This is a genomic window from Sciscionella marina DSM 45152 (assembly GCF_000379465.1).
GTDB classification, from domain to species: Bacteria; Actinomycetota; Actinomycetes; order Mycobacteriales; family Pseudonocardiaceae; genus Sciscionella; species Sciscionella marina.
Genome location: NZ_KB905380.1, coordinates 396,362 through 422,804 on the forward strand (window position 1 = coordinate 396,362; position 26,443 = coordinate 422,804).

Sequence of the window (26,443 nt, forward strand, 5' to 3'; positions counted from 1 at the left end):
AAACTCCTCACCTGCGGATCAGGAGCCGGGAGCCGGAGTTGCGCCACGCGTGAGCCGGATGGTGCGCAGCTGGAAGGGACGCAGGGCGATGGTGAACGCGCCTTCGGTGTGCCCGTACTCCTCGGGTTCGGCCCAGTCCCGCTCGAGCAGATCGGTCCCGGCGACCCGATCGAGACCGAAGCTCGCGCGCACCGTGGCCTCCGCCCGGGTGCCACCGCTCTCGTAGAGCCGAAGCACCACATCGCCGGAACGGTCCTCGGCGAGCTTCACCGATTCCACGACCACATCCGGGTTGTCCACGGTGACCAGCGGACGCACCGGGTTCGCGCCCTCGATCTCCCGCGCGGGAAGGTTGATCCGGTATCCCTCGCGCACCGCGTCCCCGATCTGCGCGCCGACCACGAGCGCGTGCCGGAAGCGGTGCGTGCCGTGATCGGTCTCCGGATCGGGGAACCGGGGCGCGCGCAGCAGCGAGGCCCGCAGCACGTTCGCGATCCCGCCCGGCGTGGCCGTCCGGCTGACGTCGTGCCCGTAGGTAGCGTCGTTCACCAGCGCGACCCCGAAATCCGGTTCCGCGACGTGCACCCAGCGGTGCGCGCAGATCTCGAACTTGGCCGCGTCCCAGCTGGTGTTGTCGTGCGTGGGCCGGTAGGTGTGGCCGAACTGCACCTCGCAGGCGCACCGGTCGGCGTGCACATCCACCGGGAAGGCGAGCTTGAGCATCTTTTCCGACTCGTGCCAGTCGACCTCGGTCTCCACCTCCAGCACCCGTCCGCGCAGCCCCAGCCACTGGGTCAGCACCGAGGAACCGAAAGAGCGGGTGATCCGCACCCCGCCCGCGGTCGCCACGAGCTCGTCCACCGCGGTCAGATCGGTGACCGAGTTGCGGTAGAACTCGTCGATGTCCCAGGCGTCCCAACGGTTCGGCAGGTCCTGGTGAAGCTGTAGCAGCGCCGCACGGGTCCCTCGCGGGATGACCTCACGCCCATTCTCCCCGTCCAGCACCGAACGGATCAGCCCCTCCGGGTCCACGGTCACCGTGAGCGCCCCGTTCGCCAGCCGGAAGCCGCCCTCGTGTTCGCGCACGGTGACCGCGTCCTGCCCGTCCTCGGCCGTGTCCGCGCCACCGGCGGCGACCCCGTCCCTGGCGTGCGGGGCCGCGTTGAACACCAGCCGCCGGGACCCGGTTCCCGCGAGCGCGCGCTGCGCGGAGCCGATGATCTCCTCCAATTCCTCCGCCGCCCGCGCATAGGCATGTTCGGCGTCCCGGTGCACCCAGGCGATGGAGGAACCGGGAAGGATGTCGTGGAACTGGTTGAGCAGCACGGTTTTCCAGATCCGGTCCAGCCGCTCGTACGGGTACTCGACTCCACTGTGGACTGCCGCGGTCGCCGACCACAGTTCCGCCTCGCGCAGCAGGTGCTCGCTTCGCCGGTTACCCTGTTTGGTCTTGGCCTGGCTGGTGTAGGTGCCCCGGTGGAATTCGAGGTAGAGCTCGCCGACCCAGACCGGTGGCGTGGGATAGTCCTGTTCTGCGTGGGTGAAGAAGGCGTGCGGCGCCTCGATCGCCACCTTCGGCGAACCGTCCAGATCGGCGGTGCGCGCGGCGCGGGCCAGCATCTCCCTGGTGGGCCCGCCACCGCCGTCCCCGTGCCCGAACGGAACCAGTGAACGGGTGGCCGCACCCTTTTCCTGGTAGTTCGCGCTGGCATGCGCCAGTTCCCGGCCGATCAACTCGGAGTTGTAGGTGTCCACCGGCGGGAAATGGGTGAGCACCCGGGTCCCGTCGATACCCTCCCAGAGGAAGGTGTGGTGCGGGAACTTGTTGGTCTGGCTCCAGGAGATCTTCTGGGTGAGGAACCATTTCGAGGCCGAGGCGGTGACCAGCTGCGGCAGCGCCGCGCTGTAACCGAACGAGTCCGGGAGCCACACCTCCTCGGTCTCGACGCCGAACCGGTCCAGGAAGTACCGCTTGCCGTGCACGAACTGACGGGCCATCGCCTCACTGCCGGGCATGTTCGTGTCCGCCTCGACCCACATTCCGCCGACCGGGACGAACTGGCCCGCGGCGATCTTCTCGGCCACCTTGGCGAAGACCTTCGGGTGGTGCTCCTCGATCCAGGCCAGTTGCTGTGCCTGGGACATGGCGAACACGAATCCCGGATCGGTGTCCATCAGCGCGGTCACGTTCGACGCGGTGCGCGCCACCTTGCGCACCGTTTCGCGCAGCGGCCACAGCCAGGCGGAGTCGATGTGCGCGTGCCCGATCGCGGAGATCCGGTGCGCGCTGGACCGTGCCGGACCGGAGAGGGCCGGGGCAAGCCGGTCCCGCGCGGCCTGCGCAGTGCCCGCGATGTCCCCGAGGTCGAGCGCGTCCAGCGCGGATGCCAAGGCGCGCAACAGTTCCCAGCGCCGCGGATCGGTCTCCGGGCATTCCCGCATCAGGCCGTCCAGCACCTCGATATCGGCCACCAGCTCCCACACCGGTTCCTCGAACACGGCGAGCTCGGCGCGCGCGAGCCGGTAGAGCGGTTCGGTGCCCGCGGTCGCCGGGTCACCGAGCGGGGTGGGCGCGAAGCTGAGGTCCCCGTCGTCCAGGATGAGCGGATTCGCCGCCGCCTCCACATAGAAATCGACCTGTTCACCCCCGGAAACCGGGGCACCGACCGGGATCCAGGCGTTACGCGGATTGAGCCCTTTGACCGGGGTACCGTCCGGCAGATACACGAGGCCTTCGCACTGGAAGCCCGGACGGTCGGCGTCGAAACCGAGGTCGAGCACCAATTCGACCCGCAGCCCGGCCCACTCCCCGGGCACCCGGCCGCGCACGTGGAACCAGCTCGTCCCCCAGGGCGGGCCCCACCGGTCACCGACCGCGAACGAGCCGTACGGCGCGCCGAGCGCGTCCCCGACGGGCACCGGTTCACCGTCCACGTGCCAGACCTCGAGCTCGACCGGGCACGCGGCGCCGTACACCGCGGGGCGGATCCGCTCACGCAGCGCCCGGGTGATGCGGTCCTCGGTCACCTTACGATCGTCGTGCATCTACTTCCTTTCATCGAGCACAGTCTTTCACCGAGCACGGTCCTTCTACATCCCGGATTTCTCAGCCCTTCAGGCTGCCCGCGGTGAGCGCGCCGACGATGTAGCGCTGCAGCGCGACGAACACGAGGACAACGGGCACCACGGCGATGATGCTTCCCGCGGCAAGATACTGGGTGGTGATCTCGCCACCCTGGTTCTGCAGGTTCACCACGCCGACCGAGATCGGGTACATGCTCGAATCGTCGAGCAGTACGAACGGCACCACGAACTGCGACCAGGACAGCACGGCGACCACGATCCCCGCGGAGGCGATCCCCGGCCGGGCGGCGGGAAGCACGACCGAACGCAGCGCCCGCCCCCGCGTGCACCCGTCCACCAGCGCGGCCTCGTCCAGTTCCACCGGGATGCTGTCGAAGTAGTTGCGCAGGAACCAGGTCTGGAACGGCGCGGTCACCGCGACATAGACCAGGATCAGCCCGAGGTAGTTGTTCAGCAGGCCGAGCGTCACGAACAGCCGGTACATCGGGATCACCAGCACCAGCGGCGAGATCAGCTGCGCGGCGAGCACCCCGCGGGAGAACGTGGCCCGGCCGCGGAACCGCAACCGGGACAGCGCGTAGGCGGCGGGCACACACAGCAGCAGACAGCCGAACACCGAACCGGCGACCACGATCACCGAGTTCAGCAGGTAACCGCCGATCCCGGTGGTCTCGAGCACGTGCGTGTAGTTGCCCCACTGCGGGCTGGCGGGCAGCAGCGGCGGCGGGGTCGCGACGATCTCCCGCGAAGTGCGCAGCGAGAGGGAGAGCACCCACAGCACGGGGAAGGCGAACACCACGACGGTGACCACCATGGCCAGGTAGAGACCGGCGTTCTGCCAGCGCCGTCCGGTCATGGGTTCACCTCCCTGCGCTTGTGGTACCGGAAATAGATCGCGATCATCACCGCGTTGATCAGCAGCAGCACGATGGACATCGCGGCGCCGCGGCCGAGGCCGAGCTGGGTGAAGATCTGGTCGTACACCTTCAGCGCGAGCACCTGTGTCGAGGTGCCCGGCCCGCCCTGGGTCAGCGCCATGATCATGTCGAAGCTGTTGAAGGTCTCCACCGTGATGGTCACCAGATCGATCGCGATCAACGGCAGCAGCGCGGGCAGGGTCACCGCCCGGAAGGCCTGGAACGGGCTGGCCCCGTCCAGCCGTGCGGCCTCGAGCAGATCCCGCTGCACCGTCTGCAGGCCCGCGTACATCAGGATCATGGAGAACGCCGTGCCCCGCCAGACGTTCGCGATGGTCACCGAGACCAGCGCGTTGCCCGGATCCGAGAGGAACGCCGAGTCACCGGAGAAACCGAGCAGGCTGCCCAGATAGTTCAGGATCCCGGATGTGCTCTCCTGGTAGAGCAGCTGCCAGAGCACCCCGATGACCACACCGGGAATGGCCCACGCGGTGAGCACCACGGTGCGGGTGATCATCGCCCCGCGCAGCCCTCTGCGCTTGGCGTTGTCCACCAGCAGCGCGATCAGCAGGCCGAGCAGCAGCTGGAACACCACGCTGAACACCACGAACGCCGAAGTCACCCGGAGCGTGTCGGCGAAATCCGGTCCGGTGACCACGCTGCGGTAGGCGGATCCGGTGTAGGAATAGGGTTCACCGCTGACCATCGTGGAGTCGGTGAACGACAGGCGCACGATCTCCACGATTGGATAACCGAACACCACGAGCAGCAGGACACCGAGTGGTACCAGCCAGATCCAGGGTTTCGCTGCCGTTTTCACCGGCGCCTACACGATCTGGGCCAGCGCAGCATCCACGGCGGCCTCCGGTTCGGCGGACAGGGAGGTCACCGAGGACAGTGCGATCTGCATGGCCTGGGAGACCTGCTGGTACTCCTTGCGCAGCGGGCGCATCCGAGCGTAGCGGGCCAGGTGTTCGCGGTAGAGCTCGGTGAACGCGTCCCCGTGATAGGCGGAATTGCGGTACACCGGGCTCCGTGGCGGCAGGTTCCCGCTCACCGTGCACCACCGCGCCATGCCCTCGTCCGCGACATAGCCGTCCAGCAGCAGCCTGATGCTCTCCTGCGCGACTTCGGGGTCCTCGGCGAACGAGGCCCAGGTCCAGCCGCCCGCCATGCAGGTGTGGTCCTGCCCGGACCGGCTCGGGATCGGGCCGATGGTCCAGTCTTTGGCGAAATCCCCGTCGGTGACCAGTTCCTGCAGTTGCGAGGCCTGCCAGCTGCCGCCGATGAACATCGAGACCCGGTCGGCGACCACGTCCGGGTTGATGTCGTCGTTGCTCTGGATGGTGGCCACCCGCTGCGGGGCGGCCTCCTCGGTGATGAGTTCGCGGATGAAGGCCAGCGCATCGACCATCGCCTGCCTGCCTTTGCCGTGCGCGAACCCCGGTTTGCCGTCCGCGGTGAGCAGTTGCCCGCCCTGGGACCAGTAGAACGGCCACAGCACCGCGTCCACGCTGTCCTCCGAGCGCGCGCCGGCGAACAGCACCTGTTTGCCGTGTGCCGCGGCCTTCCGTCCCGCGTGCAGCAGCTCGTCCCAGGAAGCGGGCGGGCGGTCCACGAGATCCTTGCGGCAGAACAGCACCCGCACATCGGTCTCGAACATCAGCGAGCGCGGCTGCCCGGTGCTCGCCATCACCGGATGGAACTGCGGGAACCAGTCCCCGAGGCGGACCCCGGCCTCGGCCATCGGCTTGCTCAGATCATTGGCGTAACGCGCAAACCGGGGAAACAGATAGGAATCGACCGCGGCCACCTCGGGCGCGCGGTGCTGCGATGCCTGCAGCAGTAGTTTCGCCATCGCCTGGTCGATGTCCGTGACCGTGATCTGCGGGACCACCCGCCAGCCGCTGGTGCGCTGATAGCCGGAGAGCACGCGCTGGGCGTATTCGGCCCGTGCCTTGGTCGGTGACTGGACCGACTCAGTGGGGATGGCCAGCCAGCGGAAGGTCCTCGGCGGCAGCGATCCGGTGCCGCATCCGGCGAGTCCGGCGAGCGCGCCCGCCGCGGCGAGCGTGAACAGCTTTCTGCGGCCGAGCGCCGAACCACCTGCGGTCATCCGGTCTGCCTCTCGATTCACCTGACAACGTTGTCGTTGGCGTAGGAGTATTGCCGGAGCACCCGCACCCGGCCAAGGGGGTACGCCCAATTTGTCTTGTTGTCATGTCTAATGCGGCGAACGCCCCGCGTCGTCGAAGCGGAGCGTGTCGAGCTCGATCTGCTCCGTGCGGGTACGGATGGCGAAGGGGTCCGGGCCGAGCCAGTACCAGTGCCACACCGCCTTCGCGGGTTCCCAGCCCGGGAACTGTTCCGCGATCTGATCGTTCACGTACAGCGCGTGACTGCACCACTCGTACCAGATGCTCGCCCGCCGCCGGCGCAGTTCGGCCTCGGTGTGGGTTTCCCGCGGCGGGCGATACAGCTGCGCGCGAGCTTCGAGATGGGCGCGCAGCGAGTGTTCCCTGGCCAGCGCCGGATCGCGCAGCAGTTCGAGCGAACCCCCGCAGCACACCGCGCAGCCGCATTCCCACAGCTGGGCCAGTTCGGTCATGCTCGTGACCAGCCGCTCCACCTTGTCCGCGCGCAGATAGGTCAGCAGGCTCGGCACGTACACCGAAAAACCCGTTCCCGGCGCGCCGCCCCTACCCGGCGGATAGATGTGCCGCAAGGTCGCGCAGGTGCCGACCGCCGCCGCGTAGCCGCCGTGCGCGAGCAGGCCGAGCACCGAGGTGTCCCCGCGCAGGAACAGCAGCGGCGGGCCGTGCTCGAGTTTGTCGGCGAGCAGCAGCGCCCCGCGCAGGGTGCGGCGCACCGCGAACGGATCGCGCTGGTGTTCGACCGCGACGGCGACCGGAACCTCGAAGGTCACGATCGCCTCGGCGAGCCTGGTGACCGTCTCCTCCTCGGCGAGCCACCAGTTGGCCAGCGGAAGCAGCGCGATCACCGGACCCGGGCGCACCGCGCTCTGCTCGAGGATGCCGTGCAGTCCCCGCCAGTCCCGTTCGGCGAGGTAACCGGAATCCGTCAGCGCGATATGCCCCCGGTTCTGCTGGGTGGTTATCCAGTCGTCCTCGATTCCCTCGCCCGCGTATTTCCGCCGTTTTCCGGTGTAAAGATCACGATCGTGCAGCACCGGAAAATCGCCCGCCGGCGCCGGTTCCACGCGCCCGGTGCGGATCAGTCCGGAATTCCCCGGCTCCACGATCCCGGTGAGCGAGTCCGACTCGACCGGCCGGCATTGCAGCATCAGCAGGCCACATAGGTCCTCGATCGAGGCTGGCACACCATTCATCCTGCGGGAACGGTGCGCTATTTGTCAGCGTAATTCCCTCGAATGCCAGCACCGGTCACCTTTTCAGACCAGTGCGCCCGAACGATTCAGCCGCGCTGCCGTTCGGCGAGGAAATGTGCGATATCCGCCGTCGCAGGATAGAGCTCACGATAACGGAGGTAAAAATCCTGATACGCCTCGTGCCGCGCCGGATCGGGGCGCACGGTCCGGGCGACCGGGTTCCATCCCTGCGCTTCGGCACCGGTGGCGAGCGCGGCGAGCATGGCATTGCCGAAGCAGGCGCCGATGGTCTCCTGGGGCACCGACTGTTCGGCGCCGAGCACATCGCTGACGATCCGGGTCCACAGTCCGCCCGTGGTGCCGCCACCGACCGCGACGAGCCGGTTCGTCGCTCCACCGGCGGCCTGCATGGTCTCCAGGTTGTGCCGCACCCCGTAGGCGATGCCCTCGAGCGCGGCGCGGTACAGCTCGCCGATCCCGTGACCGAGCGTGAGCCCGGCGAGCATGCCCCGCGCGTCCGGGTCGAAGATCGGGGTCCGCTCGCCCGCGAAATACGGCAACAGCAGCAGTCCACCGCTTCCCGCGGGCGTCTGCGCGGCCAGTTCGGCGAGCTCGGTGTAGTCCCGGCCGCTGAGCTGACGCAGCCAGTCGGTGATCGAGCCGGAGGTGGCCATGCCCGCGGCAAGCGTGTAGGTGCCCGGGAAAGCACCGCAGGTGGTCCACAATCCCTTGTGCGGCAAGGGATCGGTGAGCACATCGATGAGGAACATCGTGGTGCCGTACATGACCATGGTGTCGCCGGGTTCGCGCACCCCGATGCTGGTGGCCTCCGACCAAGCGTCCACCGTGCCCGCGGTGACCGGGATCCCTTGCGGCAGACCGGTTTCCCTGGCCGCCTCGGCGGTGACCGCGCCCACCACCTCAGTCGGCCAGGCCAACCTCGGCAAGGTGATCCCCGGAGCGACCAGCGGGGCCCATTCGGCCGACCAGTCCCGTGCGGCCATGTCGTACATGGGATCGCACTGGCTCGCCGAATGGTGATCGAGCACGTACTCCCCGGTCAGCCGGTGCACCACGAAGGAGCTGCACATCAGGAACAGCTCGGCGCGCTCGTAGACCTCCGGTTCGTGCCTGGCCAGCCAGCGGAACTTCGGCCCGACCGCCTGACTGGACAGCGGGGTTCCCGCGCGGCGCAGGATGTCCTCGGCTCCCAGTTCCTCGGTCAGTTCGGCGATCTCGGCGGTGGCCCTGGTGTCCACTCCGTACAGGATCGCCGGGCGCAGCGGGGTGCCGTCGGCCCGCGCGGGCAGCAGCGTCGGCCCGATCCCGCTGACCCCGACCGCGCCCACCGGTTCGGCCGCCTCGGTGAGCAGTTCCGCGGTCAGTGCCCGGAAATCCTGCCACCACACGGTTTCCGCATCGTGTTCGAACCAGCCGGGATGCGGGCTCGAGGTCTCGTGCGGGCGGCTCGCCCGGGCCCGGATCCGCCCCGCGGCGTCCACGAGCACGCCTTTGGAGCTCGCCGTGCCGATATCGATACCGAGAAACAGTCCGTTCACGGCTGCACCTCGCTGACGCAAGGCTTCGCCGTTCGCGAACGTTGCCGTGTCCTCGGTTCGCTCACAAGCTCGCTCACGACCGTGACCACTCCTGCACCTCGACACCGAGCATCCGGGCCGCCGCGACCAGTTCCGTCCTGCGGTCCCCGGGAATCGCGTGGATGTGGTTCGCCCCGAAGTTCGACAGGAACACCTCAGCGGACGCGTCCAGGCGGGCGAAGGCGTGCGGCCACTCCGGAGTGGACTGCTCGACCAGTTCGGTGTTCGTCGCCTCATCGTAACTCTCGAACTCGCCGAGCATCAGCTGCAGCCGGTAGGCCCCGTCGGCCCGGGTGAGCCTGCCCAGCGTCATCTGCCCGGGCGCGGCTATGTGCTGCACCGAGGCACCGCCCGCGGGAAAGAAGAAAACCTCCGGATACAGGTGCACCCTGGCCAGGTTCTCCGCGGGATCGGCACTGCGCGCGGCGTACCAGGTGGCGTGCTGGCCGGAATTGCACAGGTCCCAGATATCGCGATCGGCGTGATAGTGCCGGACATCCGCGAACAGCACCGGGTCCCCGGAGATCTCGTGCATCAGCTGCATCGTCAGTGCGCCGTCCATGTCCGCCTCGGTCGCGGTGATGTGCGGCGCCTTCGGGCCGTTCCAGTCGTAGGGATCGTTGAGGAAGGCCTCGGTGACGTCCATGGTCGCGAAGTTCTCGGTGAGCTCCGGCTGGGCCTTGATCCCGGAGAAGTCGATGTGCCGCTCCTCGATGATGTCCCGGATCGCCAGATAGGAACGGATCTGCCGCTCCAGCAGTTCCGGGGTGAGCTTCGCCCCGTCGTAGTGCACGCCCGCAGCGTACCGCTCCAGCCATTCCCTTGCCCGCTTCGCCTCGGCAGCGTCCGCCCGTTCGGCGCGCAACACCAGCTCGTACTGGTCGATCTCCTCCACGTCGATCCCGAACTGGCGCATCCACTGGTCGGTATTGGCCACCGCGGTGTTCATGCCCATCGGCCTGCCGCCGAACCGGCCGAAGGTGCGCCCGCGCAGCCCGCGCACCGCTGCCGCGGCACCGGCGACGGCCCCGATCCGGTCCACGAGCTCCGCCCCGTCCGGCGCGCCCCAGAGCCGGGTGTGTTCTCGGCCGATCTGATCGAGCGCCCCTCCCGCGGCCAGCATCCCGACCAGCCCCGGCTCGGTGGGATCGGTGCTCGCCACCAGCACGAGCGGGCTCTCAGTCGCGTCCGCGGCGAGCATGGTGAAGTGCGGGAAGGCCCACACCGCGTAGTAGAAGACGGTCAGATCGACCTCGGCCGCGGCCACTTCCCGGGCCCGGCCGGTGGCGATCGCGTTGCTGGACAACGACTCCCCGGCGCGCACCACCTCGTGCCCAGCGGCCTCCAGCGCCCCGGCCAGCCGGTCCTGTTTGGCGCGGATGAACTCCCGCACCCGCTCGTGTACGTGTCCCCGGCCGTCCGAAATACTGATCACGCCGATTCGCGCCACGTGTACCCCTCCAACGGACACCTGCCCGGGTAATCGTTTACTCACGACGTTATGCTGGTGCATGATGGGGTGTCAATAGCCCTCCGGGCCCACGAAGCGAGCCCTGTCCGGCACCCAGTGAGGAGCAGTCCGTGGCGACGATCAGCGATGTGGCGGCCCGTGCGGGGGTCTCCACCGCCACGGTGTCCCGCGCGCTGAACGGGAAGAGCAGCGTGGATCCGGCACTCGTGCAGCGGGTGGTGCAGGCCGCGCGCGAGCTCGGTTACCAGCCGAACGGCCTCGCCCGCAATCTGCGCAGGCAGGAGACCGCGGTGATCGCCCTGATCATCTCGGACGTGGAGAACCCGTTCTTCACCGCGCTCGCCCGCGGTGTCGAGGATGTGGCGCAGGCGGTCGGTTACTCGGTCGTGCTGTGCAACGCGGACGAGAATGGGGAGAAGGAGCGCCGCTATATCGATGTCGCCGTGCAGGAGCGCGTCGCCGGGGTGCTGCTCTCCCCGACCAGCACGGCCACCGATGTCCGCGCCCTCACCGAGCGCGGTACTCCGGTCATCGCGGTCGACCGTCCGCTGCCGCACGCGGCGACCGACAGCGTGCTCGTCGACACCCGCGCCGCGGCCCGGGAGGCCACCGTACACCTGGCCGAACAGGGCTACACCAGGATCGGCTGCCTCACCGGACCGTCCGGGATCCCGACCGCCGACGAACGGCTCGCCGGATACCGGGACGGACTGCGCTCCGCACGCCTTCGCCGCGATCCGAGTTTGGTGCGGCGGGCCGAATTCCGCGCGGCCGGAGCCCGCGCGGCCATGACCGAATTGCTGGCCGGGGAAGGCGGCGAGCGCCCCGATGCGCTGTTGATCGCGAACAACGCGATGGCCATCGGGGCACTCGTCGCCATATCGGAGGCGGGTTTGCGGCCGGGCACCGATATCGGGGTGGTCTCCTTCGACGACGCGCCGTGGGCACCGCTGATCGACCGCCCGCTCACCGTGGTCGCCCAGCCCGCCTACGAGATGGGCACCGTTGCCGCGCAACTACTCCTGGCTCGGGTCAACGACAGTTCCCGCGCACCCACACAGACCACACTCTCCGCGCGTCTCATCCCCCGCGCCAGCTCGAACCCCACGGCCTGAGGCTTTCAAGCGGCGTAGCCGCCTATCCACCCACGCAGCTCACACCGCGGCGGGTTCTCAGGCGTCTCCTCGCGAGGACAGCACCGCCGTGGTGTATGGGCATACATGAGAAGGTGATCCCAGAGCGAGGTGGCGCCTGAGGTTCCGCCACCGAACCACCCAAGCAGTCGCACACAGTTCCTATCCTTGGTTGAGTTTGGTGTAGACCTGGGCCGCATTCTCCTTGGTCACCTGCTGCGTCGGCAGCGTCTGATTCTTGGGTACCGGTTTGCAGTCCACGAGGAACTTCTTCGCGGCTTCGATGGCTTCTTTGCCTCCGGTCGGGTACACGAAGGTCGCGGCGAGCCGGCCCGCTTCGACGGCCTTGATCCCGCCGGACGGGATCGGCAGTCCGTCGATGCCCACGAATTTGACGTTCTTGAGCCCGGCGGATTGCGCGGCGAGGTAGGCACCTTCGGCCATCGGGTCACCCTGGGCGAACATCACCTGGATGTCCGGGTGTGCCTTGAACATCGCTTCGGCCTTCTGCTGAGCCTTGTCCCGCACCCATTCCCCGGACTGGCTTTCCACGACGTCGATCTTCTTGCCCTGGATGCCTTCCTTGAACCCGTCGGAGCGTTCCTTGGCGGGTGTGGAGCCGTCCAGTCCGCGGATCTCGCCGACTTTCCCGCCGCTGGTCAGCAGCTTCGAGGCGACGAACTGGCCTGCCTGTTTGCCGATGTCCTTGTTGTCTCCGCCGATGAAGCTCGTGTACTGGTCCCCGTTGACCTTGCGGTCGAGCACGATCACCGGGATTCCTTTGTTGTAGGCGTCTTTGACCGCCTGGGTCAGCGGTGCCGCCTCGTTCGGGCTGATGATCAGCAGGTCGACCTTCTTGGTGATGAAGTTGTTCACGTCGTCGCGCTGCTTGGCGTTGTTCTGCTGGCCGTCCTGCACGTCGACATCGGTGACCTGGGGCAGCAGTTTCTTCGCGTATTTCTTGATGTCCTCGTCCATGCGTTCGCGGTAGGGCTCGGCCACGTTGGCTTGGCTGACCCCGATCTTGTACTTCCCGTTCGGGCCGCCGCATTTGGGCTGCTGCTGCGGGGCACCGCTGCTGCCCTTGTCGGCGCTGGTGGTGGTGCCGCATCCGGCGATGAGCGCGAGGGTGCACGCGGTGGCCGCCGCCATGGTGCCGATCTTGCGTACTGACATGGGTTTCTCCAACCGTGTAGAGGGGATTCAGGCGCGCATCGATGCGGGGCGCAGCAACTGCAGCCCCGCGGTGAGCACGATGACCAGGCCGATGATGATCAGCTGCAGATCGGAGTTGACCCCGCGCAGGGCGAGGATGTTGCGCAATACGCCGACCAGCAGGGCACCGGCGACGGTGCCGAGCACTCCGCCGCGTCCTCCGGTCAGGCTCGCCCCGCCGATCACCACCGCGGCGATCGCGTCGAGTTCGTAGGTCTGTCCGTCGTTGGGGTCCCCGTTGTTGAGCTGGCCGGCGTGCACGATCCCGGCGAGCGCGGCGAGCAGCCCGCAGATACCGAACACCAGGATCTTCGTCCACAGCACCGGGACCCCGGACAGGCGCGCGGCCTTCTCGTTGCCGCCGATGGCGTAGACGTGCCGGGAGAACGTGGTGAACCGCAGGAACAGCGCGGCGAGCACGGCGATGACGATGAAGACGATCGCGGGAATCGGTACGGTACCGCCGAAGGTCTTGCCGCCGATGAAGGCGAAGGCGTCCGAGACCGGGCCGCCCTGGGACTGGTAGGTGATCGACACTCCCTGCCCGCCGGACCAGATCCGGGCGATGCCGCGTGCGACCTGCATCCCGGCGAGCGTGACGATGAACGCCTGGATCTTGAACCGCGCGTTCGCGATTCCTTGCAGTATCCCGAAAACCAGGCCCACTCCGAGTACACAGATGATCGCGGGCCACATCCCGAATCCGCTCTGCGCCAGCAGCACCGAGATTCCGACGCTGGCCATGCCGAGCACCGAGCCGACCGAGAGGTCGATCCCGCCGATCAGGATCACCATGGTCATCCCGACCGCGAGTATCCCGTTTTCCGCGGAGGCCCGCACCACGTCGAGCAGGTTGTCCGGCCTCGGGAAGGTCTCCGGGTCCAGGATCGTGGCGAGGATGAACACCGCGACGAGGCCGAAAAGGCTCTGGAACTTGAATATCGTGGCGATCACCGTGGCACCGTTCGACCGGGTGCCCGGCAGCTGCTCCTCGAGCCCCTTCGCTGCGTTCATCCGTCCTCTCCCCTTGACTCGTCCAACGACGCCGCGCCCATCGATACGGCCAGTAGTTCGGCCTCGCCGAGCCGTGCGGTGGACATCTCCCGCACGCTCACCCCGTCGCGCAGCACGACCACCCGGTCGCACACCCCGATCAGCTCCGCGAGTTCGGAGGAGGCGAGCAGTACTCCGAGCCCCTGCTTCGCCGCCTCGGTGAGCAGGGTGTAGATCTCGGCCTTCGCCCCGATGTCCACGCCCCTGGTCGGCTCGTCGAGCAGCAGCAGTTTCGGCTCGGTCACCAGATTCCGCCCGAGCACGACCTTCTGCTGATTACCCCCGGACAGTGCCCCGACCGCGGTGCGCACCGAGGCCGTCTTCACCCCGAGCCGCTCGACCATCCGGGCCGCGGCGTCCCGTTCGCTTCCGCCACGCAGGAATCCGTTCCAGGCGATCGTGGACAGCGTGGAGAGCACACTGTTCGCGGTCACCGAATGGTCCAGGCTGAGCCCTTCGATCCGGCGGTCCTCGGGCACGTAGGCGATCCCGCTCGCCATGGCGTTGCGCACCCCGGAGGGGCGGTACTCCTTGCCGTTCAACAAGATCCGCCCGTGCAGCCGCCCCTTGGCACCCACTCCGTACAGCGTCTGCAGCAGCTCCGTACGCCCCGCGCCGAGCAGCCCGGCGAGCCCGACGATCTCTCCCGCATGCACCCGGAGGCTGATCCCGCGCGGATCGCGGCGTCCCGGAACCGGGCGTTTGCGGGACAGCCGGAGCTCGCCGACCTCGAGCAGCTCCGCTTCGCGCGCCACGGATTCGTGGGTGAACAGCGCCTCGACCTTGCGCCCGACCATGGCTTCCGAGGCCTGTTCCGAGGTCATGGAGCCGACATCGAACTCCTTGACCACCGAACCGTTGCGCAGCACCGTGGCCACATCGGCGATCCGGCCGATCTCGTCCATCCGGTGCGAGATGTAGACGATGCCCACACCCGCCGCCCGCAGCTCGGACACCACCCCGAACAGCTGCTCGACCTCGTGCGAGGACAGCGCAGAGGTAGGTTCGTCCATGATCAGCACCCGGGCGTCGAGGGCAAGCGCCTTCGCGATGATCACCAGCTGCTGTTCCCCGGTGCGCAGCTGTTCCACCGCGCGGCGCGGATCGATCGGGATCCCGGTGCGCTCCAGCAGCGCCGCGGTGCCGTCCACCATGGCGCCGAAGTCCGCGGTGCCCAGCCGGGTCCGCGGTTCGCGGCCGAGGTACACGTTCTCCGCGACCGAGAGCGCGGGGACGAGGTCGAGCTCCTGGTGGATCATCGCGATACCGGCGTGCTGCGCGTCCGCCGGGCGGGCGAATCGGCGCGGCTCACCGCCGATGTGGATCGTCCCGGTGTAGTCGGTGATGTCTCCGGAGAGCACCTTCATCAGCGTGGACTTCCCTGCCCCGTTCTCCCCGAGCAGCGCGTGCACCTGGCCCGCACGGATGGCGAAGTCGACCTCCACGCAGGCCTGCGCCCCACCGTAGGATTTGCTGATCCCGGCCATCGCGACAAGTGGGACGCCGCCGTCCGTCTCGTTCCCCATGAGCTCCCCGACACTTCGGGTAATCGATTTCTGCAACGCTAAGGCAGCCCCACTCAGGGTGTCAAGCATCACGCTCACTGACGGTACTCGGACTCGGAGCGCGTCTGATGGCTCTCGTCCGTCGCGAGCGGACCAATGAGCCGCAGCGGTGTTCTGCGGTGTTTGACGACAATGCGTGCCGTGCCCGTCGGCACCGGAGGCTCTACCAGCGCCGCGCTGGCCTGCGAAGGCACTTCGCCGACGTCGCAGCGCAGGCCGACGTCGCAGCGCAGCAGGACACGGAGCTGTCGGATGCGCCCTCAGGTTATTCTGGATCCCGTGCGCCGCCCCAATCCCCTGCTCTGGTTGTCCTACCAGTTCACCGGTCGACTGCCCGTCCGGTACCGGGATTGGGTACTGCACGACGGCACCTGCCGGACCTGGCTGCTGCGGGTGTTCCTGCGCGGTTTCGTGCAGATGCTGCCGGTGCTAGCCGTGCTGTTCGTGTTCTTCGCCGTGGTACTCGGCGGGCCGCTGCTGCTCGCCTTCGGTTCCATCCTCCTCGCCCTGCTCGTGGGGTTCCGGTTCGTGCTCGCCTACTCGGTGGAGAGCGTGGACCATCGGCTCGCCAAGAACGGGCACCCGCCGGGTTACGGCACCACGATGCGCAAAGCCCGGTACAAGGCCGAGCACACCGATGAGGACGAGGACTACGAGCGGGTCTGGCGCAACCCCGGTAGCTAGCGACTTCGGGTGGACCCGATCGAGGCGACCACCACGCAGCACACGGCGATCCACTGCCGCCAGCCGAGCTGTTCACCGAGCACGATCAGCCCGGCGAGCGCGGCCACCGCCGGTTCGAGGCTCATCAGCACGCCGAACACGCGCGGTGGGATCCGGCGCAGTGCCTCGAGTTCGAGCGTGTAGGGCAGTACCGAGGACAGCAGGGCCACACCGAGCCCGGCGAGCAGCGCGGTCCAGGAGAATATTCCGGATCCGCCCTGCACGATGCCGACCGGGAGCGCCATCACCGCGGAGACCGCCATCGCCAGCGCCAGCCCGTCGTGCCCGCTGGTGCGCTTGCCGAGCGCGCTGCCCGCGAGGATGTAGCCGCCCCAGCAGACACCGGCACCGAGCGCGAACACCACGCCGAGCCAGTCGATCCGCCCGCCCTCGGCGAGCAGGAACACCCCGAGCGCGGCGAGCAGCGCCCACCCGGCGTGCACCAGCCTGCGCGCCCCGATCAGCGCGATCGTCAGCGGGCCGAGGAATTCGATGGTCACCGCGACCCCGAGCGGGATCCGGGAAATGGCCTGGTAGAGCAACATGTTCATGCCGGCGAGGACGACCCCGTAGCAGATGATCGCCGGCCAGGCCTGCCTGCCGACCCGCAGCGAGGGCCGCAGCACCGCGAGCATGATGCCTGCCGAGAACACGATCCGCAGGGCCACCGCGCCGATCGGTCCGGTCACCGCGAACAGCTGCTTGGCCACGCTCGCCCCGAACTGCACCGAGACGATCCCGACCAGGATCATCGCCGGTGGTGGAACCCGGCCCCATGCCGTCCCGGCCGATTCGCGGATCTCCCCGGCGAACGACCAGAACCGCTGTGCCCGTTCCGAGGAGGTAACCGTGACCACTCGCGTTTCTCCTTCCACCGCCCACTCACCAGCGTCTCACTGTGTACATGTCAAGCTGACGGTGGATCAATGACATTTCTGTGGGAGGGACCCAACCGTGCGGTACGCGTCCGTCTGCGCCGCGATCGTGCTCGTCGCGGCGGTGCTCGCCGGATGCACGGCGGGCCCCTCGGCACGCCCCGCGATCATCGGTGCCCCTGGCCCCGCTCCGGCACCGACCGGTTCCGATGACCCGGCCAAGCGCCCCGTCCCCCCACTGGACCGCAGCAAGCAGGACCAGCTCGCCTGGCAGCCCTGCTCCGCCGATGTGCGCCGGAATCTTGCCGAGTCCAACGCCCCGCTCGGCAACGCCCAGTGCTCGACGATCGCGCCCCGGCTCGGCGAGGACACCGTGCCGAGCATGATGAACGCCAAGATCAGCCTGCTCAAGGCGGGCACCGGCGCGGTCCCGCTGCTCGTGCTCGACGATGTGGACGGGGAACCGGGCACGGTGTATGCCGCGAAGCTCGCCGCGAGCCTTCCCCCAGAGATGCTGCGCACGTTCACCCTGATCGGGATGGACCGGCGCGGCACCGGCGACTCGGACGGGCTCGGCTGCATCCCGCAGCAGGACCGGGCCGCGATCCTGGGCTACGACCCGGCCGCGGACAAGCTGGACGATCTGATCACCGCCGAACGCGATGCCGTGCAGCAGTGCCAGGTCGACATGGAGAACACGCTGCAGAGCTTCGACACCTACAACACGGTGCGCGATATCGAGATGCTCCGGGACAAGCTCGGGGTCGGGCATCTGAACGGCATCGGGCGCGGCGAGGGCGCGCGGCTGCTCGCCCAGTACGCCACGCGCTATCCCGGGCACGCGGGCCGCATGGTGTTCGACGGGTTCCCCGATCCCAATGCCGAGATCCAGGACCGGTACCGCACCAGGGCGGACACCGCCGAGCAGACCTTCGACGCCTTCGCCGACTCCTGCCGCGAGGACGGCTGCCCCCTCGGGGCGGATCCGCGGGCCGCGCTGACCGCCTTGCTCGGCTCGCTGCGCGAGAAACCGCTCAACAGCGCGGGTATCCGCATAGGGCCGGGGATGGCGGTGAACGCGGTGCTGACCGGGCTCGCCGACAAGCAGCGCTGGCCCGAGCTCGCCAAGGCCATCGCGGGCGCCCGCGGCGGGAACGGAGACGGCCTCGCCGCCTTCCTGCGCCCACTGCTGCAGGGCAACGAGGACACCGGATCGCGGCTGGACGCCCGTATGGTGACCGGCTGCAACGACGACGAGGCCCGGTTGCCACCGCAACAGGTCGGCGCCTCGGTGAAGGAGTGGCGCGCCAAGGATCCGCTGTTCGGCGCGGCCTTCGGGCAGCGGCTGCTGCTGTGCCTGCCTTGGCCGCCCTCGTCCAAGGCGGTCGGGAAACCCAGCGACAAGCTCCCGCCGAGCCTGATGCTGTCCACCGCGCACGATCCGGTCACTCCGCAGGAGGGAACCCAGCGGGTCGCCCAGCAGATTCCCGCCGTCGTGCGGGTCGGCTGGCAGGGGGCGGGCCACGGCGCGCTGGGGAATTCCCAGTGCGCGACCGAGAAGGCGAGCAGCTATCTGGTGCACGCGACGCTGCCCAGTTCGAGTACCGCCTGTCCGGCATGAGAACACGCCGGACACGCCCGGTGCGCGGATTCCGGTCCGTGTCCCATCGCCCGGCTAGCCTTGGCCCGTGCACAGCCGAACCCTGTCCGCCTGCGTCCTCGCCTGCGCCGCCGTCCTCGCGACGGCCTGCTCGGGAACCCCGCACTCCACGCCCGCCGAGCAGTCCCCGGCGTCGAGCAGCCCGGCCCCGTCCAGCGCGCCCAGTTCCGCACCGCAGTCCAAGGCCGGCAACGGGATCGACCTCGCGGGCACCGATCCGTGCAGGCTGCTCAGCGCGGCCAGGGCGAGCACGCTCGGGATGCCCGCCACGGGCAGCCCGGCGCGCAACGAGGTGCTCGACAACGCCCCCATGTGCGGTTACACCAGCGAACAGAGCCACCTCGGCCTGCTGCTGACCACGGTGAGCAGCAAGGGACTCGAGTTCTTCGGCCCCGGCAAGGTCGCGGGCTCGGTACACAAGACCACCGTCGCGGGTCTGCCCGCCTTCCAGAACCGGCCAGCCGATGCCCCGCCCGGATCGGATTTCTGCACGGTCACCGTCGGCGTGCGCAGCGGCCAGGCGCTCGACGTGCTCTACCGCGAGGACGCCGCCGAGGAAGCCAGGGGCGAGGATTTCCTGTGCCAGCGCGCGAAACAGGCCGCCAGCGCGGCGGTCGGCACGCTGCGCGCGAAGTGAGCACCGCGCCCGGGAACTCTGGTGCTCAGCCGGATTTCAACCGTTCGAACAGCGCACGGAATCCGTCCAGGGACGCTTCGAGTGCCACTTCGAACGACTCACCGTCGATCTCGGCGGCGTACGCGTGCAGGCGGTGCGCGTCGTAGAGGTTCGGGTACCGGTCGAGGTAGGCCCGCACGTCATCGGAGAACCCCTCGGAGAACCCGCCCGAGTACTGGGTCATCGCCGCGCCGATCACCAGGTAGCTCACCGAGGCGCCCACCATCGTGGCGTAGCGGGGTGGCCAGCCCGCGGCGAGCAGGGCACCGTGGATCGCGTCGGCCTGGCGCAGTGAGGCGGGCCGGTTGCGCGGCCCACGCGCGAGGAACGGGACCAGATTGGGGTGTTCGGCCAGCAGTGCCCGGTACGAGCGCGCCCAGGCGCGCAGTCCGCCGACCCAGTCCCGCTGCTGCAGGGCATCGGCGATGTCCACCTGCGCGGCGAGGTCGTCGACCAGCGAGTCGAGCAGCTCGTCCTTGGTGGCCACATGCCCGTACAGCGAGGCGGCCCGCACGCCGAGCGCGGTGGCGATCCGCCGCATGGTCAGCCCGTCGAGTCCTTCGCTGTCCAGGATCTCGAGTGCCTTCGCCTTGATCACCGACCCGGACAGCAGCGGCGTGGACGGTCGCGGCACACTCGCTCCCTCCTGCCGATGGGCTCTTGACCGACGAGGGTACAGTAAACCTAACGATGTTCGGTTTTCCGGGAACGAGCGAAGGAGCGAAAACAATGGCGTTGCGCCACGATGTCGTCGGTACCGTCACCGGCCCGTGGGACCGAACCTGGAGCAGCACCGACAGCCTGCTCTACGCGGTCGCGGTCGGCGCGGGGCAGGACGATCCGCTCCGCGAGCTGCCGTTCACCACGGAGAACAGCGCCGAGATCACCCAACAGGCGATCCCTTCGCTGGCCATTGTGCTCGCCCAGTTCGACGGCCCGCGGAACACCGCGCTGGAGGGTGTGGACCTCACCAAGTTGCTGCACGCCGAACAGGCGCTCACCCTGCACCGGCCGCTGCCCGCCGAGGGGAAGATCAGCCTGCGTTCCGAGGTGACCGGGCTCTACGACAAGACCAAGGGCGCGCTGCTGGAGACCTCGTTCACCGCGAGCGACGAACAGGGCAGTGACCTGTTCACCACGCGCACCAGCGTGTTCATCCGGGGCGAGGGCGGCTGGGGCGGTGACCGGGGCGCCAACCCGGACTCCCCCGTTCCCGAGCGCGCACCCGATGCCGAGGTCTCCTTCCGGACCGCGGTGAACCAGGCGCTGATCTACCGGCTCACCGGGGACCGCAACCCGCTGCACTCCGATCCCACCTTCGCCAAGGCGGCGGGATTCGACCGGCCGATCCTGCACGGGCTGGCCACCTACGGGATCACCACCCGCCTGTTGGTCGGCGAGGTGTGCGGGGGCGACGCGAGCCGACTGCGGCACATCGAGGGCCGGTTCACCAAACCCGTGTTCCCCGGCCAGGATCTGACGGTGCACACCTGGTCGACCGGGGACGGCACCGCTTTCCGGACGGTGAACGAGGACGGGGACGTGGTCATCGACCGGGGACTGGTCAAGCACTCCTGACCGGCTTACCGTAGGTCCCATGCCGCAGGGACCGCGCGAGCTCTTCGACGACGAGCTGCTCGGCCTCGACCCGGAGGACCCCGAAGCGGTGGCGTTCGCCGAGCACCTGCACCGGATGCGCGAGGCGCGGCCGACCTACACCGTGGAGGGGCAGCTGGGTGGGGTCGCGCGGTTCGCCGACTCCGCCAACCGGGCGACCGGGCATCGCCGGATGACCGCGGTACTGCTGGTCGGGCTGATCCTGTTCGGCGTGGTTTTCACCGTGCTACGCGCGATCGCGGAGATGCTCGCCGTGTTCGGCTGACCGGCTCGCGCGTACCGTTGGCGCTATGCGACAAGAAGCCGAGCCCGGTCCGCGAGTCGTCAGGACCGAACAGGAATGGCGCAGCGAGCTCAGCCCCGCCGAGTACGCCGTGCTGCGTGAGGCGGCCACCGAACGCCCCTATACCGGCGAGTACACCGACACCGAGACCGAGGGCGTCTACGAATGCCGCGCCTGCGGTGCGGAACTGTTCCGCAGCACCACGAAATTCCATTCGCACTGCGGCTGGCCGTCCTTCTACGACCCCGCGGCGAGCGAGGCGGTGCTGCTGCGCGAGGACAATTCGCTCGGGATGCGACGCGTCGAAGTGCTGTGCGCCGCTTGCCACAGCCATCTCGGTCATGTCTTCGAGGGCGAGGGTTACCAGACCCCCACTGACCAACGGTATTGCATCAACTCCATCGCGCTACGACTTTCGCCTACTGACGGTAGCGATTCGTAGCAGCTGTGCACGCAACCCCCCACTTCGTGGCTAGCGAACCTTAAATCTAGGTGAAACGGTCTTGTCACGCCGCGTGGTTTTCACGACTATGAATGACTGTGCCGGGACGGCGGTGCTAATCCGCGGACAGCGGTAACAGGGCCGTCGGCGTCGTCGCTGGGGGTACGACGCCGGCGGCCCCAGAGAACGATTACCCGGAAACTCTCGTCCGGACTCAGCTCCACTCGGCGGGATCGGCCCCGCGTGGCCGCGGACCGTGCGCCCAGTACGGCGGGCATCCGGAAAGGACACCGGGAATCCGGAGATGCGCCAGCCTGCCGAACGGCGAATCGGTCTCGGTCAGATAGCGCGCGATCTCCGCGTCACCGGCTTCGGTTTCCTTGCGCCCCAAGCCATCCAGCCACTGTCCGGTGCGCGCCAGGGACAGCCGCACCCGCCAGGTTCCCCCGCCGCGGGCGCGCCTGCGCAGCGCGGTGACCGCACCGAGGGCGGCCAGCCAGCCGGTGGCGTGATCGAGTGCCTGTGCGGGAAGCGGGCGTGGCTTGTCCTCCCCCGCGGCGACCGCGCCCTCGTGCGCGATCCCGGAGGCCAGCTGCACGAGGCTGTCGAATCCGCGCCGCCGCGCCCAGGGCCCGCGCCAGCCGTACGCATCGAGTTCCACGGTGACAAGGCCCGGCCGCAGTTCCGCCAGTTCACGCGCGCCAAACCCTTTCGCGGCAAGGGATCCCGGCCGGTAGGACTGCACGAGCACATCGGCATCGGCCACCAGCTCACGCAGCCGCGCCCGGCCCGGATCGGTGCGCAGATCCAGATTCGCGCTGCGTTTGCCGAATCCGGTGTCCACCACCAGCGTGTGCACCGCGGGCAGGTGCTCGGCATCGATGCGCAGCACCTCGGCCCCGTGTGCGGCGAGCACCCGGCCGCACACGGGTCCCGCGATCACGTGGGTCAGATCGAGTACCCGGATCCCGGAAAGCGGGCGCGCTCCGGCGGGTTCGCTACGGGCGGGCGCGGGTCCGAGACGGTCGAATCCGACGAGCGGTTCCCCGGCCAATGCCCTGCCCTGTTCGTGGGCCAGCCAGTCCGCGCGGGAGCGCAGCGCCGCGGCCGCGCCGCCCTCGGCGAGCACCGCCTCTTCCACGGCCACCGCGGGCATCCCGGCGATCACCGCGGTCATCCGTTCGGCGTCCCCGGCACCGAGCGCGCGCAGCGCCGCCACCGAATGGTGCGGGTAGTTGCCGTGCACCCGCACCCAGCCGTCCGCGCACCGGTAGAGCCCGGAGACCCCGCTCCACAGCGGTTCCGGCTCGGCGCCCAGGATCCGCAGATGGCGTTCGCTGCGGAAGGACTCCGCGGCGTGCGCGAGGTCCACGGAGACCGCGCCCGGTTCCCCGCCCCGTTCCGCGTGATAGCCCGCCAGGGCAGCGGTGGTGGCGCCGACACAGGCCGCGGCCGCGGTGCCGACCAGGAACGGCCCGGCGAGCGCGGGTTCGGCGCCGTGCACGGTGACCGGCGGCGATGGCTCACCGGTCACCGACCCGGCGAGCTCCTCGGGGGTCACGGCAGATTCGCGACGATCTCGGCGATCGGGGTCCGGGTGCCGGTGTAGAACGGGGTTTCCTCGCGCACGTGCCTGCGCGCCTCGGTATAGCGCATGAGCCACATCAGCTCGACGATCCGGTGCAGTTCGTCCGCCTCGAAGGCGAGGATCCACTCGTAGTCGCCGAGACCGAAGGCGGGCACCGTGTTGGCCCGCACATCCGGGTACTCGCGCGCCTTCATGCCGTGCTCGGCGAGGATCTTGCGCCGCTCCTCATCGGGAAGCAGGTACCAGTCGTAGGAGCGCACGAACGGGTAGACGCACACGAACTTGCGCGGCTCCTCCCCCATGACGAACGCGGGAAGGTGGCTCTTGTTGAACTCGGCCGGCCGGTGCAGCGAGGTCTGGCTCCACACCGGGGTGCTCGCCCTGCCGAGCGCGGTGCGGCGCAGTCCGGCGTACGCCGCCTGCAGGTCCTCGATGCGCTCGGCGTGCCACCACACCATGAAGTCCGCGTCCGCGCGCAGCCCGGAGACATCGTAGGTGCCGCGTACCACGACGCCCTTCTGCTCGAGGGATTCCAGGTACTGCGCCACCTCCTCGCCCGCGGGTCCCCGTTCGGCGGGAAGGGTGCCGTCGACCCGGAACACCGAGTGCATGCTGTACCGGGTCATGTCGTTGAGCTCTTCGTAGTTCAGCCTCGCCATGGCTCGATCATCCCACCGCGAGCAGGCGCTGCGCAGCCGCATCGGCTGTGGCGATGCACGCAGGTACGCCCACCCCATGCAAGGTGGCCCCGGCCACCGCGAGCCCGGGCACCGCGGTCACCGCGGCCTCGATACGTGCCACGCGCTCCAGGTGGCCGGGCCCGTACTGCGGCAGTCCCCCGCCCCAGCGCTGCACCCGCACCGCGGTGGGCTCCGCGGTGATCCCGGTCAGCTCCGCGAGATCGGTGCGCACCGCCTCGATCAGTGTGCCGTCGGTGCCGCGCAGGATCTCCTCCTCGCCGAACCGGCCGACCGAGGCACGCAGCAGACCGGGCGGCAGGTGCGGCCATTTGCGCGAGGAGAAGGTGAAGGCCTTGGCGGTGAACGGGGCCCCGTCGGCGCGCCGTTCACCGGAGGCGAGCAGGATCCCGGACCGTTCGGGCAGCGTCACCGTCTCCGGATAGGCGAAACCCAGCACGGCCATGGAGGCGAGCTCGATCCCGGCGTAGCCGCGTGCCGCTTCCGGAGCGGCCTCGGCGAGCAGTTTCGCCGCCGCCGGCGCGGGCACCGCGAGCACCACCCCGTCCGCCTCGGCGTACTCGGCCGAGCCACGCCCGCCGATCCCGAGCTGCCAACCACTTCTGTTGCGGGACAAGGCATGCACGGTCGCCCCGGTGTGCACATCCCGGTCCAGCGCCTCGGCCAGCGCCCGGTAGCCGCCGCGCACCGCGCCGAACACCGGGGCCGAGGACGGGTTCGCTGGGAGCAACGTGGCCGCGGCGGCCAGCACCGAGCCGTGCCGCTCGATCGCATCCGCGAGTCCGGGCATGGTGGCGCGCAGCCCCAGCGCGTCCGCCCGTCCCGCGTACACCCCGGCCAGCAGCGGATCCACCAGCCGGTCCACGACCTGGTCCCCCAGCCGTGCGCGCAGCAGCCCGCCGACCGTGGTCTGCGGGCCGACCGCGGCCGGTTCGGCCGGTTCCTCGGTGAGCTCGGCGATCCCGCGCACCGCTTCCCTGCTGGCCGGTACCCCCATCACGGTGCCCGCCGGGATCGGATGCGCCACCCCGCCCGCCCGGATCACCGCGCGCGCCGGGCCCGGATGCACCACCTCGAGGCCGAGTTCCCCGGCGAGCCGGACCGCTTCGGGGCGGCGAGCGAGAAAAGACTCGGCGCCGAGGTCGAGCGTCGAATCGCCCAGCGTTGAGCTTCCCAGTGTTACAGCCTCGAGCGCGGCCGTGCACAGCTTGCCGCCGATCCGCTCGCTCGACTCGTACACGGTCACCGAGGCACCCGCCGCGCGCAGCCGGTGCGCCGCGACCAGTCCGGCGATCCCCGCGCCGACGACCGCGAACTTCACGAGCGGTGCACCAGGTCCACGAGCTTGGTCAGTTCCGCCGGATCCGTGTTGGGCAGCACCCCGTGGCCCAGGTTGAAGATGTGCCCCGCGGCCGCCTTGCCCTCGGCGAGCACCCGTGCGGTCTCCCGCTCCACGACCCGTTCCCCGGCGAACAGCACCGTCGGGTCCAGGTTGCCCTGCACGACCGGGTTCTCGATCCCCGCGGCACGCAACCGGGCCGCCGCCTCGTCCAGCGGAATCCGCCAGTCGACCCCGACCACGTCCACCCCGGCCTCGGCCATCGCGGGCAGCAGCTCCCCGGTACCCACGCCGAAGTGAATGCGCGGCACCCCGAATTCGCCGATGCTGTCGAACACCGCACGGGTGTGCGGGAGCACGGATTCGCGATACTCCCGCTCGGAGAGGGCACCCGCCCAGGAGTCGAACACCTGGACCGCGTCCACCCCCGCCTCGGCCTGCACGCGCAGGAAGGTACTCGTCATGCGGGCCAGCTTGGCCGCCAGCAGATTCCAGGTCTCCGGGTCGCCGAGCATCATCGCCTTGGTGCGCTCGTACGTCTTGCTCGGCGCGCCCTCGACCAGGTAGGAGGCCAGCGTGAACGGGGCACCGGCGAAACCGATCAGCGGCACCTCGCCCAGTTCGGCGGTCAGCAGCCGCACCGCCTCGGTGATCGGGGCCAGCGCAGCGGGATCGAGCTCGGGCAGCCGCTCCACGTCCGCGCGAGTGCGCACCGGTTCGGCGATCACCGGGCCCACCCCGGGCGTGATCTCCAGCTCGATCCCAGCCGCGTACAGCGGGACCATGATGTCCGAGTACAGCACCGCCGCGTCCACCCCGTGCCTGCGCACCGGTTGCATGGTGATCTCGCGCGCCACATCCGGGGTCAGGCAGGACCGCAGCATCGGGGCGCCGGCGCGCACCTCGTGGTATTCGGGGAGGGACCGCCCTGCCTGGCGCATGAACCACACCGGTGTCCGTTCCGGGCGTTCACCGCGCGCCGCGCGCAGGAACGGAGCTTCGGCCAGGTCACGGCGGTTGTTCGGCACAGCGTCCCCAATCTCGGTCTCGGTGGGCTCATCCTCCCACCACCGCCGATCGGCGCGCCTTGCCGGTAAGAGTCGGTGCTCGGGCTTACAGTGCCGGACGTGACTCCGATTACCACTGGTACCGAGACC

General features: G+C 69.2%; 23 protein-coding genes. 7 read left to right on the plus strand and 16 right to left on the minus strand.

Annotated elements, in window-relative coordinates:
- Positions 1-18: 18 nt before the first annotated feature.
- The 7 genes from A37U_RS0101820 to A37U_RS0101850 form a co-directional block, all read right to left on the minus strand.
- Positions 19-3,045 (minus strand): alpha-mannosidase, encoded by a 3,027-nt coding sequence (locus A37U_RS0101820; protein ID WP_020494896.1) that lies wholly within the window; start codon positions 3,043-3,045, stop codon positions 19-21.
- Positions 3,046-3,106: 61 nt separating this feature from the next.
- Positions 3,107-3,940 carry a carbohydrate ABC transporter permease gene (locus tag A37U_RS0101825; RefSeq protein ID WP_020494897.1) on the minus strand — a complete coding sequence of 278 codons (834 nt, stop codon included), beginning with the start codon at positions 3,938-3,940 and terminating at the stop codon, positions 3,107-3,109.
- A complete protein-coding gene (locus tag A37U_RS0101830; RefSeq protein ID WP_020494898.1) occupies positions 3,937-4,821 on the minus strand; it encodes a carbohydrate ABC transporter permease in 885 nt (294 codons plus the stop codon). Before A37U_RS0101830 ends, A37U_RS0101825 begins: the two co-directional genes overlap by 4 nt.
- A 6-nt stretch (positions 4,822-4,827) precedes the next feature.
- Entirely contained in the window at positions 4,828-6,138 is a 1,311-nt protein-coding gene (locus A37U_RS0101835) for an extracellular solute-binding protein (RefSeq protein ID WP_157182571.1), read from the minus strand.
- Between the two features lie 87 nt (positions 6,139-6,225).
- Positions 6,226-7,341 carry a hypothetical protein gene (locus A37U_RS41955; protein ID WP_157182572.1) on the minus strand — a complete coding sequence of 372 codons (1,116 nt, stop codon included), beginning with the start codon at positions 7,339-7,341 and terminating at the stop codon, positions 6,226-6,228.
- Between the two features lie 95 nt (positions 7,342-7,436).
- Complete coding sequence (locus A37U_RS0101845) at positions 7,437-8,909, minus strand: FGGY-family carbohydrate kinase (RefSeq protein WP_020494901.1); 1,473 nt, start codon at positions 8,907-8,909, stop codon at positions 7,437-7,439.
- Positions 8,910-8,982: 73 nt separating this feature from the next.
- The gene (locus tag A37U_RS0101850) at positions 8,983-10,398 is read right to left on the minus strand and encodes an L-fucose/L-arabinose isomerase family protein (RefSeq protein WP_020494902.1); all 1,416 of its coding nucleotides are present in this window, start codon (positions 10,396-10,398) and stop codon (positions 8,983-8,985) included.
- 131 nt (positions 10,399-10,529) lie between these two features.
- On the opposite strand from A37U_RS0101850, the gene A37U_RS0101855 reads away from it, so the two are divergent.
- Complete coding sequence (locus A37U_RS0101855; protein ID WP_020494903.1) at positions 10,530-11,534, plus strand: LacI family DNA-binding transcriptional regulator; 1,005 nt, start codon at positions 10,530-10,532, stop codon at positions 11,532-11,534.
- A gap of 180 nt (positions 11,535-11,714) precedes the next feature.
- Here A37U_RS0101855 and A37U_RS0101860 read toward each other — a convergent pair whose 3' ends face one another.
- The 3 genes from A37U_RS0101860 to A37U_RS0101870 are packed head-to-tail and all read right to left on the minus strand — an operon-like array spanning position 11,715 to position 15,346.
- Positions 11,715-12,728, minus strand: coding sequence for a substrate-binding domain-containing protein (locus A37U_RS0101860; protein ID WP_020494904.1), 1,014 nt, complete (start codon positions 12,726-12,728; stop codon positions 11,715-11,717).
- A gap of 27 nt (positions 12,729-12,755) precedes the next feature.
- Positions 12,756-13,781, minus strand: coding sequence for an ABC transporter permease (locus tag A37U_RS0101865; protein WP_020494905.1), 1,026 nt, complete (start codon positions 13,779-13,781; stop codon positions 12,756-12,758).
- On the minus strand, positions 13,778-15,346 hold the full coding sequence (locus A37U_RS0101870; protein ID WP_020494906.1) for a sugar ABC transporter ATP-binding protein: 1,569 nt from the start codon (positions 15,344-15,346) through the stop codon (positions 13,778-13,780). Before A37U_RS0101870 ends, A37U_RS0101865 begins: the two co-directional genes overlap by 4 nt.
- Before the next feature lie 291 nt (positions 15,347-15,637).
- On the opposite strand from A37U_RS0101870, the gene A37U_RS0101875 reads away from it, so the two are divergent.
- Entirely contained in the window at positions 15,638-16,069 is a 432-nt protein-coding gene (locus A37U_RS0101875; RefSeq protein ID WP_020494907.1) for a DUF5313 family protein, read from the plus strand.
- On the opposite strand, the gene A37U_RS0101880 is transcribed toward A37U_RS0101875, so the two are convergent.
- Complete coding sequence (locus A37U_RS0101880; RefSeq protein WP_020494908.1) at positions 16,066-16,965, minus strand: EamA family transporter; 900 nt, start codon at positions 16,963-16,965, stop codon at positions 16,066-16,068. The two genes, A37U_RS0101875 and A37U_RS0101880, sit on opposite strands and share 4 nt — an antisense overlap.
- Before the next feature lie 97 nt (positions 16,966-17,062).
- Between A37U_RS0101880 and A37U_RS0101885 the strand changes: the two genes are divergently transcribed.
- Together A37U_RS0101885 and A37U_RS49260 are read left to right on the plus strand one after the other, a co-directional pair.
- Positions 17,063-18,604, plus strand: coding sequence for an alpha/beta fold hydrolase (locus A37U_RS0101885; protein ID WP_020494909.1), 1,542 nt, complete (start codon positions 17,063-17,065; stop codon positions 18,602-18,604).
- Between the two features lie 67 nt (positions 18,605-18,671).
- On the plus strand, positions 18,672-19,280 hold the full coding sequence (locus tag A37U_RS49260) for a DUF3558 domain-containing protein (protein WP_083933135.1): 609 nt from the start codon (positions 18,672-18,674) through the stop codon (positions 19,278-19,280).
- 25 nt (positions 19,281-19,305) lie between these two features.
- On the opposite strand, the gene A37U_RS0101900 is transcribed toward A37U_RS49260, so the two are convergent.
- Complete coding sequence (locus tag A37U_RS0101900) at positions 19,306-19,953, minus strand: TetR/AcrR family transcriptional regulator (protein ID WP_020494912.1); 648 nt, start codon at positions 19,951-19,953, stop codon at positions 19,306-19,308.
- Positions 19,954-20,048: 95 nt separating this feature from the next.
- On the opposite strand from A37U_RS0101900, the gene A37U_RS0101905 reads away from it, so the two are divergent.
- Genes A37U_RS0101905 through msrB form a run of 3 tightly spaced genes read left to right on the plus strand, consistent with a single transcriptional unit; the run spans position 20,049 to position 21,661 of the window.
- Positions 20,049-20,897 (plus strand): MaoC family dehydratase, encoded by an 849-nt coding sequence (locus A37U_RS0101905; RefSeq protein WP_020494913.1) that lies wholly within the window; start codon positions 20,049-20,051, stop codon positions 20,895-20,897.
- Positions 20,898-20,916: 19 nt separating this feature from the next.
- The gene (locus tag A37U_RS0101910; protein ID WP_020494914.1) at positions 20,917-21,201 is read left to right on the plus strand and encodes a hypothetical protein; all 285 of its coding nucleotides are present in this window, start codon (positions 20,917-20,919) and stop codon (positions 21,199-21,201) included.
- Between the two features lie 25 nt (positions 21,202-21,226).
- Positions 21,227-21,661 carry a peptide-methionine (R)-S-oxide reductase MsrB gene (gene msrB, locus A37U_RS0101915; RefSeq protein ID WP_020494915.1) on the plus strand — a complete coding sequence of 145 codons (435 nt, stop codon included), beginning with the start codon at positions 21,227-21,229 and terminating at the stop codon, positions 21,659-21,661.
- Positions 21,662-21,875: 214 nt separating this feature from the next.
- Here the strand turns inward: msrB and A37U_RS0101920 are convergent, their stop codons facing one another.
- From A37U_RS0101920 to hemE, 4 genes are read right to left on the minus strand one after another with little or no spacing between them, the layout of a single operon-like run.
- On the minus strand, positions 21,876-23,222 hold the full coding sequence (locus A37U_RS0101920) for a CoA transferase (RefSeq protein WP_020494916.1): 1,347 nt from the start codon (positions 23,220-23,222) through the stop codon (positions 21,876-21,878).
- On the minus strand, positions 23,219-23,908 hold the full coding sequence (hemQ, locus tag A37U_RS0101925) for a hydrogen peroxide-dependent heme synthase (protein WP_020494917.1): 690 nt from the start codon (positions 23,906-23,908) through the stop codon (positions 23,219-23,221). The genes A37U_RS0101920 and hemQ overlap by 4 nt, the downstream gene beginning before the upstream one ends.
- Before the next feature lie 7 nt (positions 23,909-23,915).
- The gene (gene hemG, locus A37U_RS0101930; RefSeq protein ID WP_020494918.1) at positions 23,916-25,268 is read right to left on the minus strand and encodes a protoporphyrinogen oxidase; all 1,353 of its coding nucleotides are present in this window, start codon (positions 25,266-25,268) and stop codon (positions 23,916-23,918) included.
- Positions 25,265-26,314, minus strand: coding sequence for a uroporphyrinogen decarboxylase (hemE, locus tag A37U_RS0101935; protein WP_020494919.1), 1,050 nt, complete (start codon positions 26,312-26,314; stop codon positions 25,265-25,267). The genes hemG and hemE overlap by 4 nt, the downstream gene beginning before the upstream one ends.
- Positions 26,315-26,443: the final 129 nt, after the last annotated feature.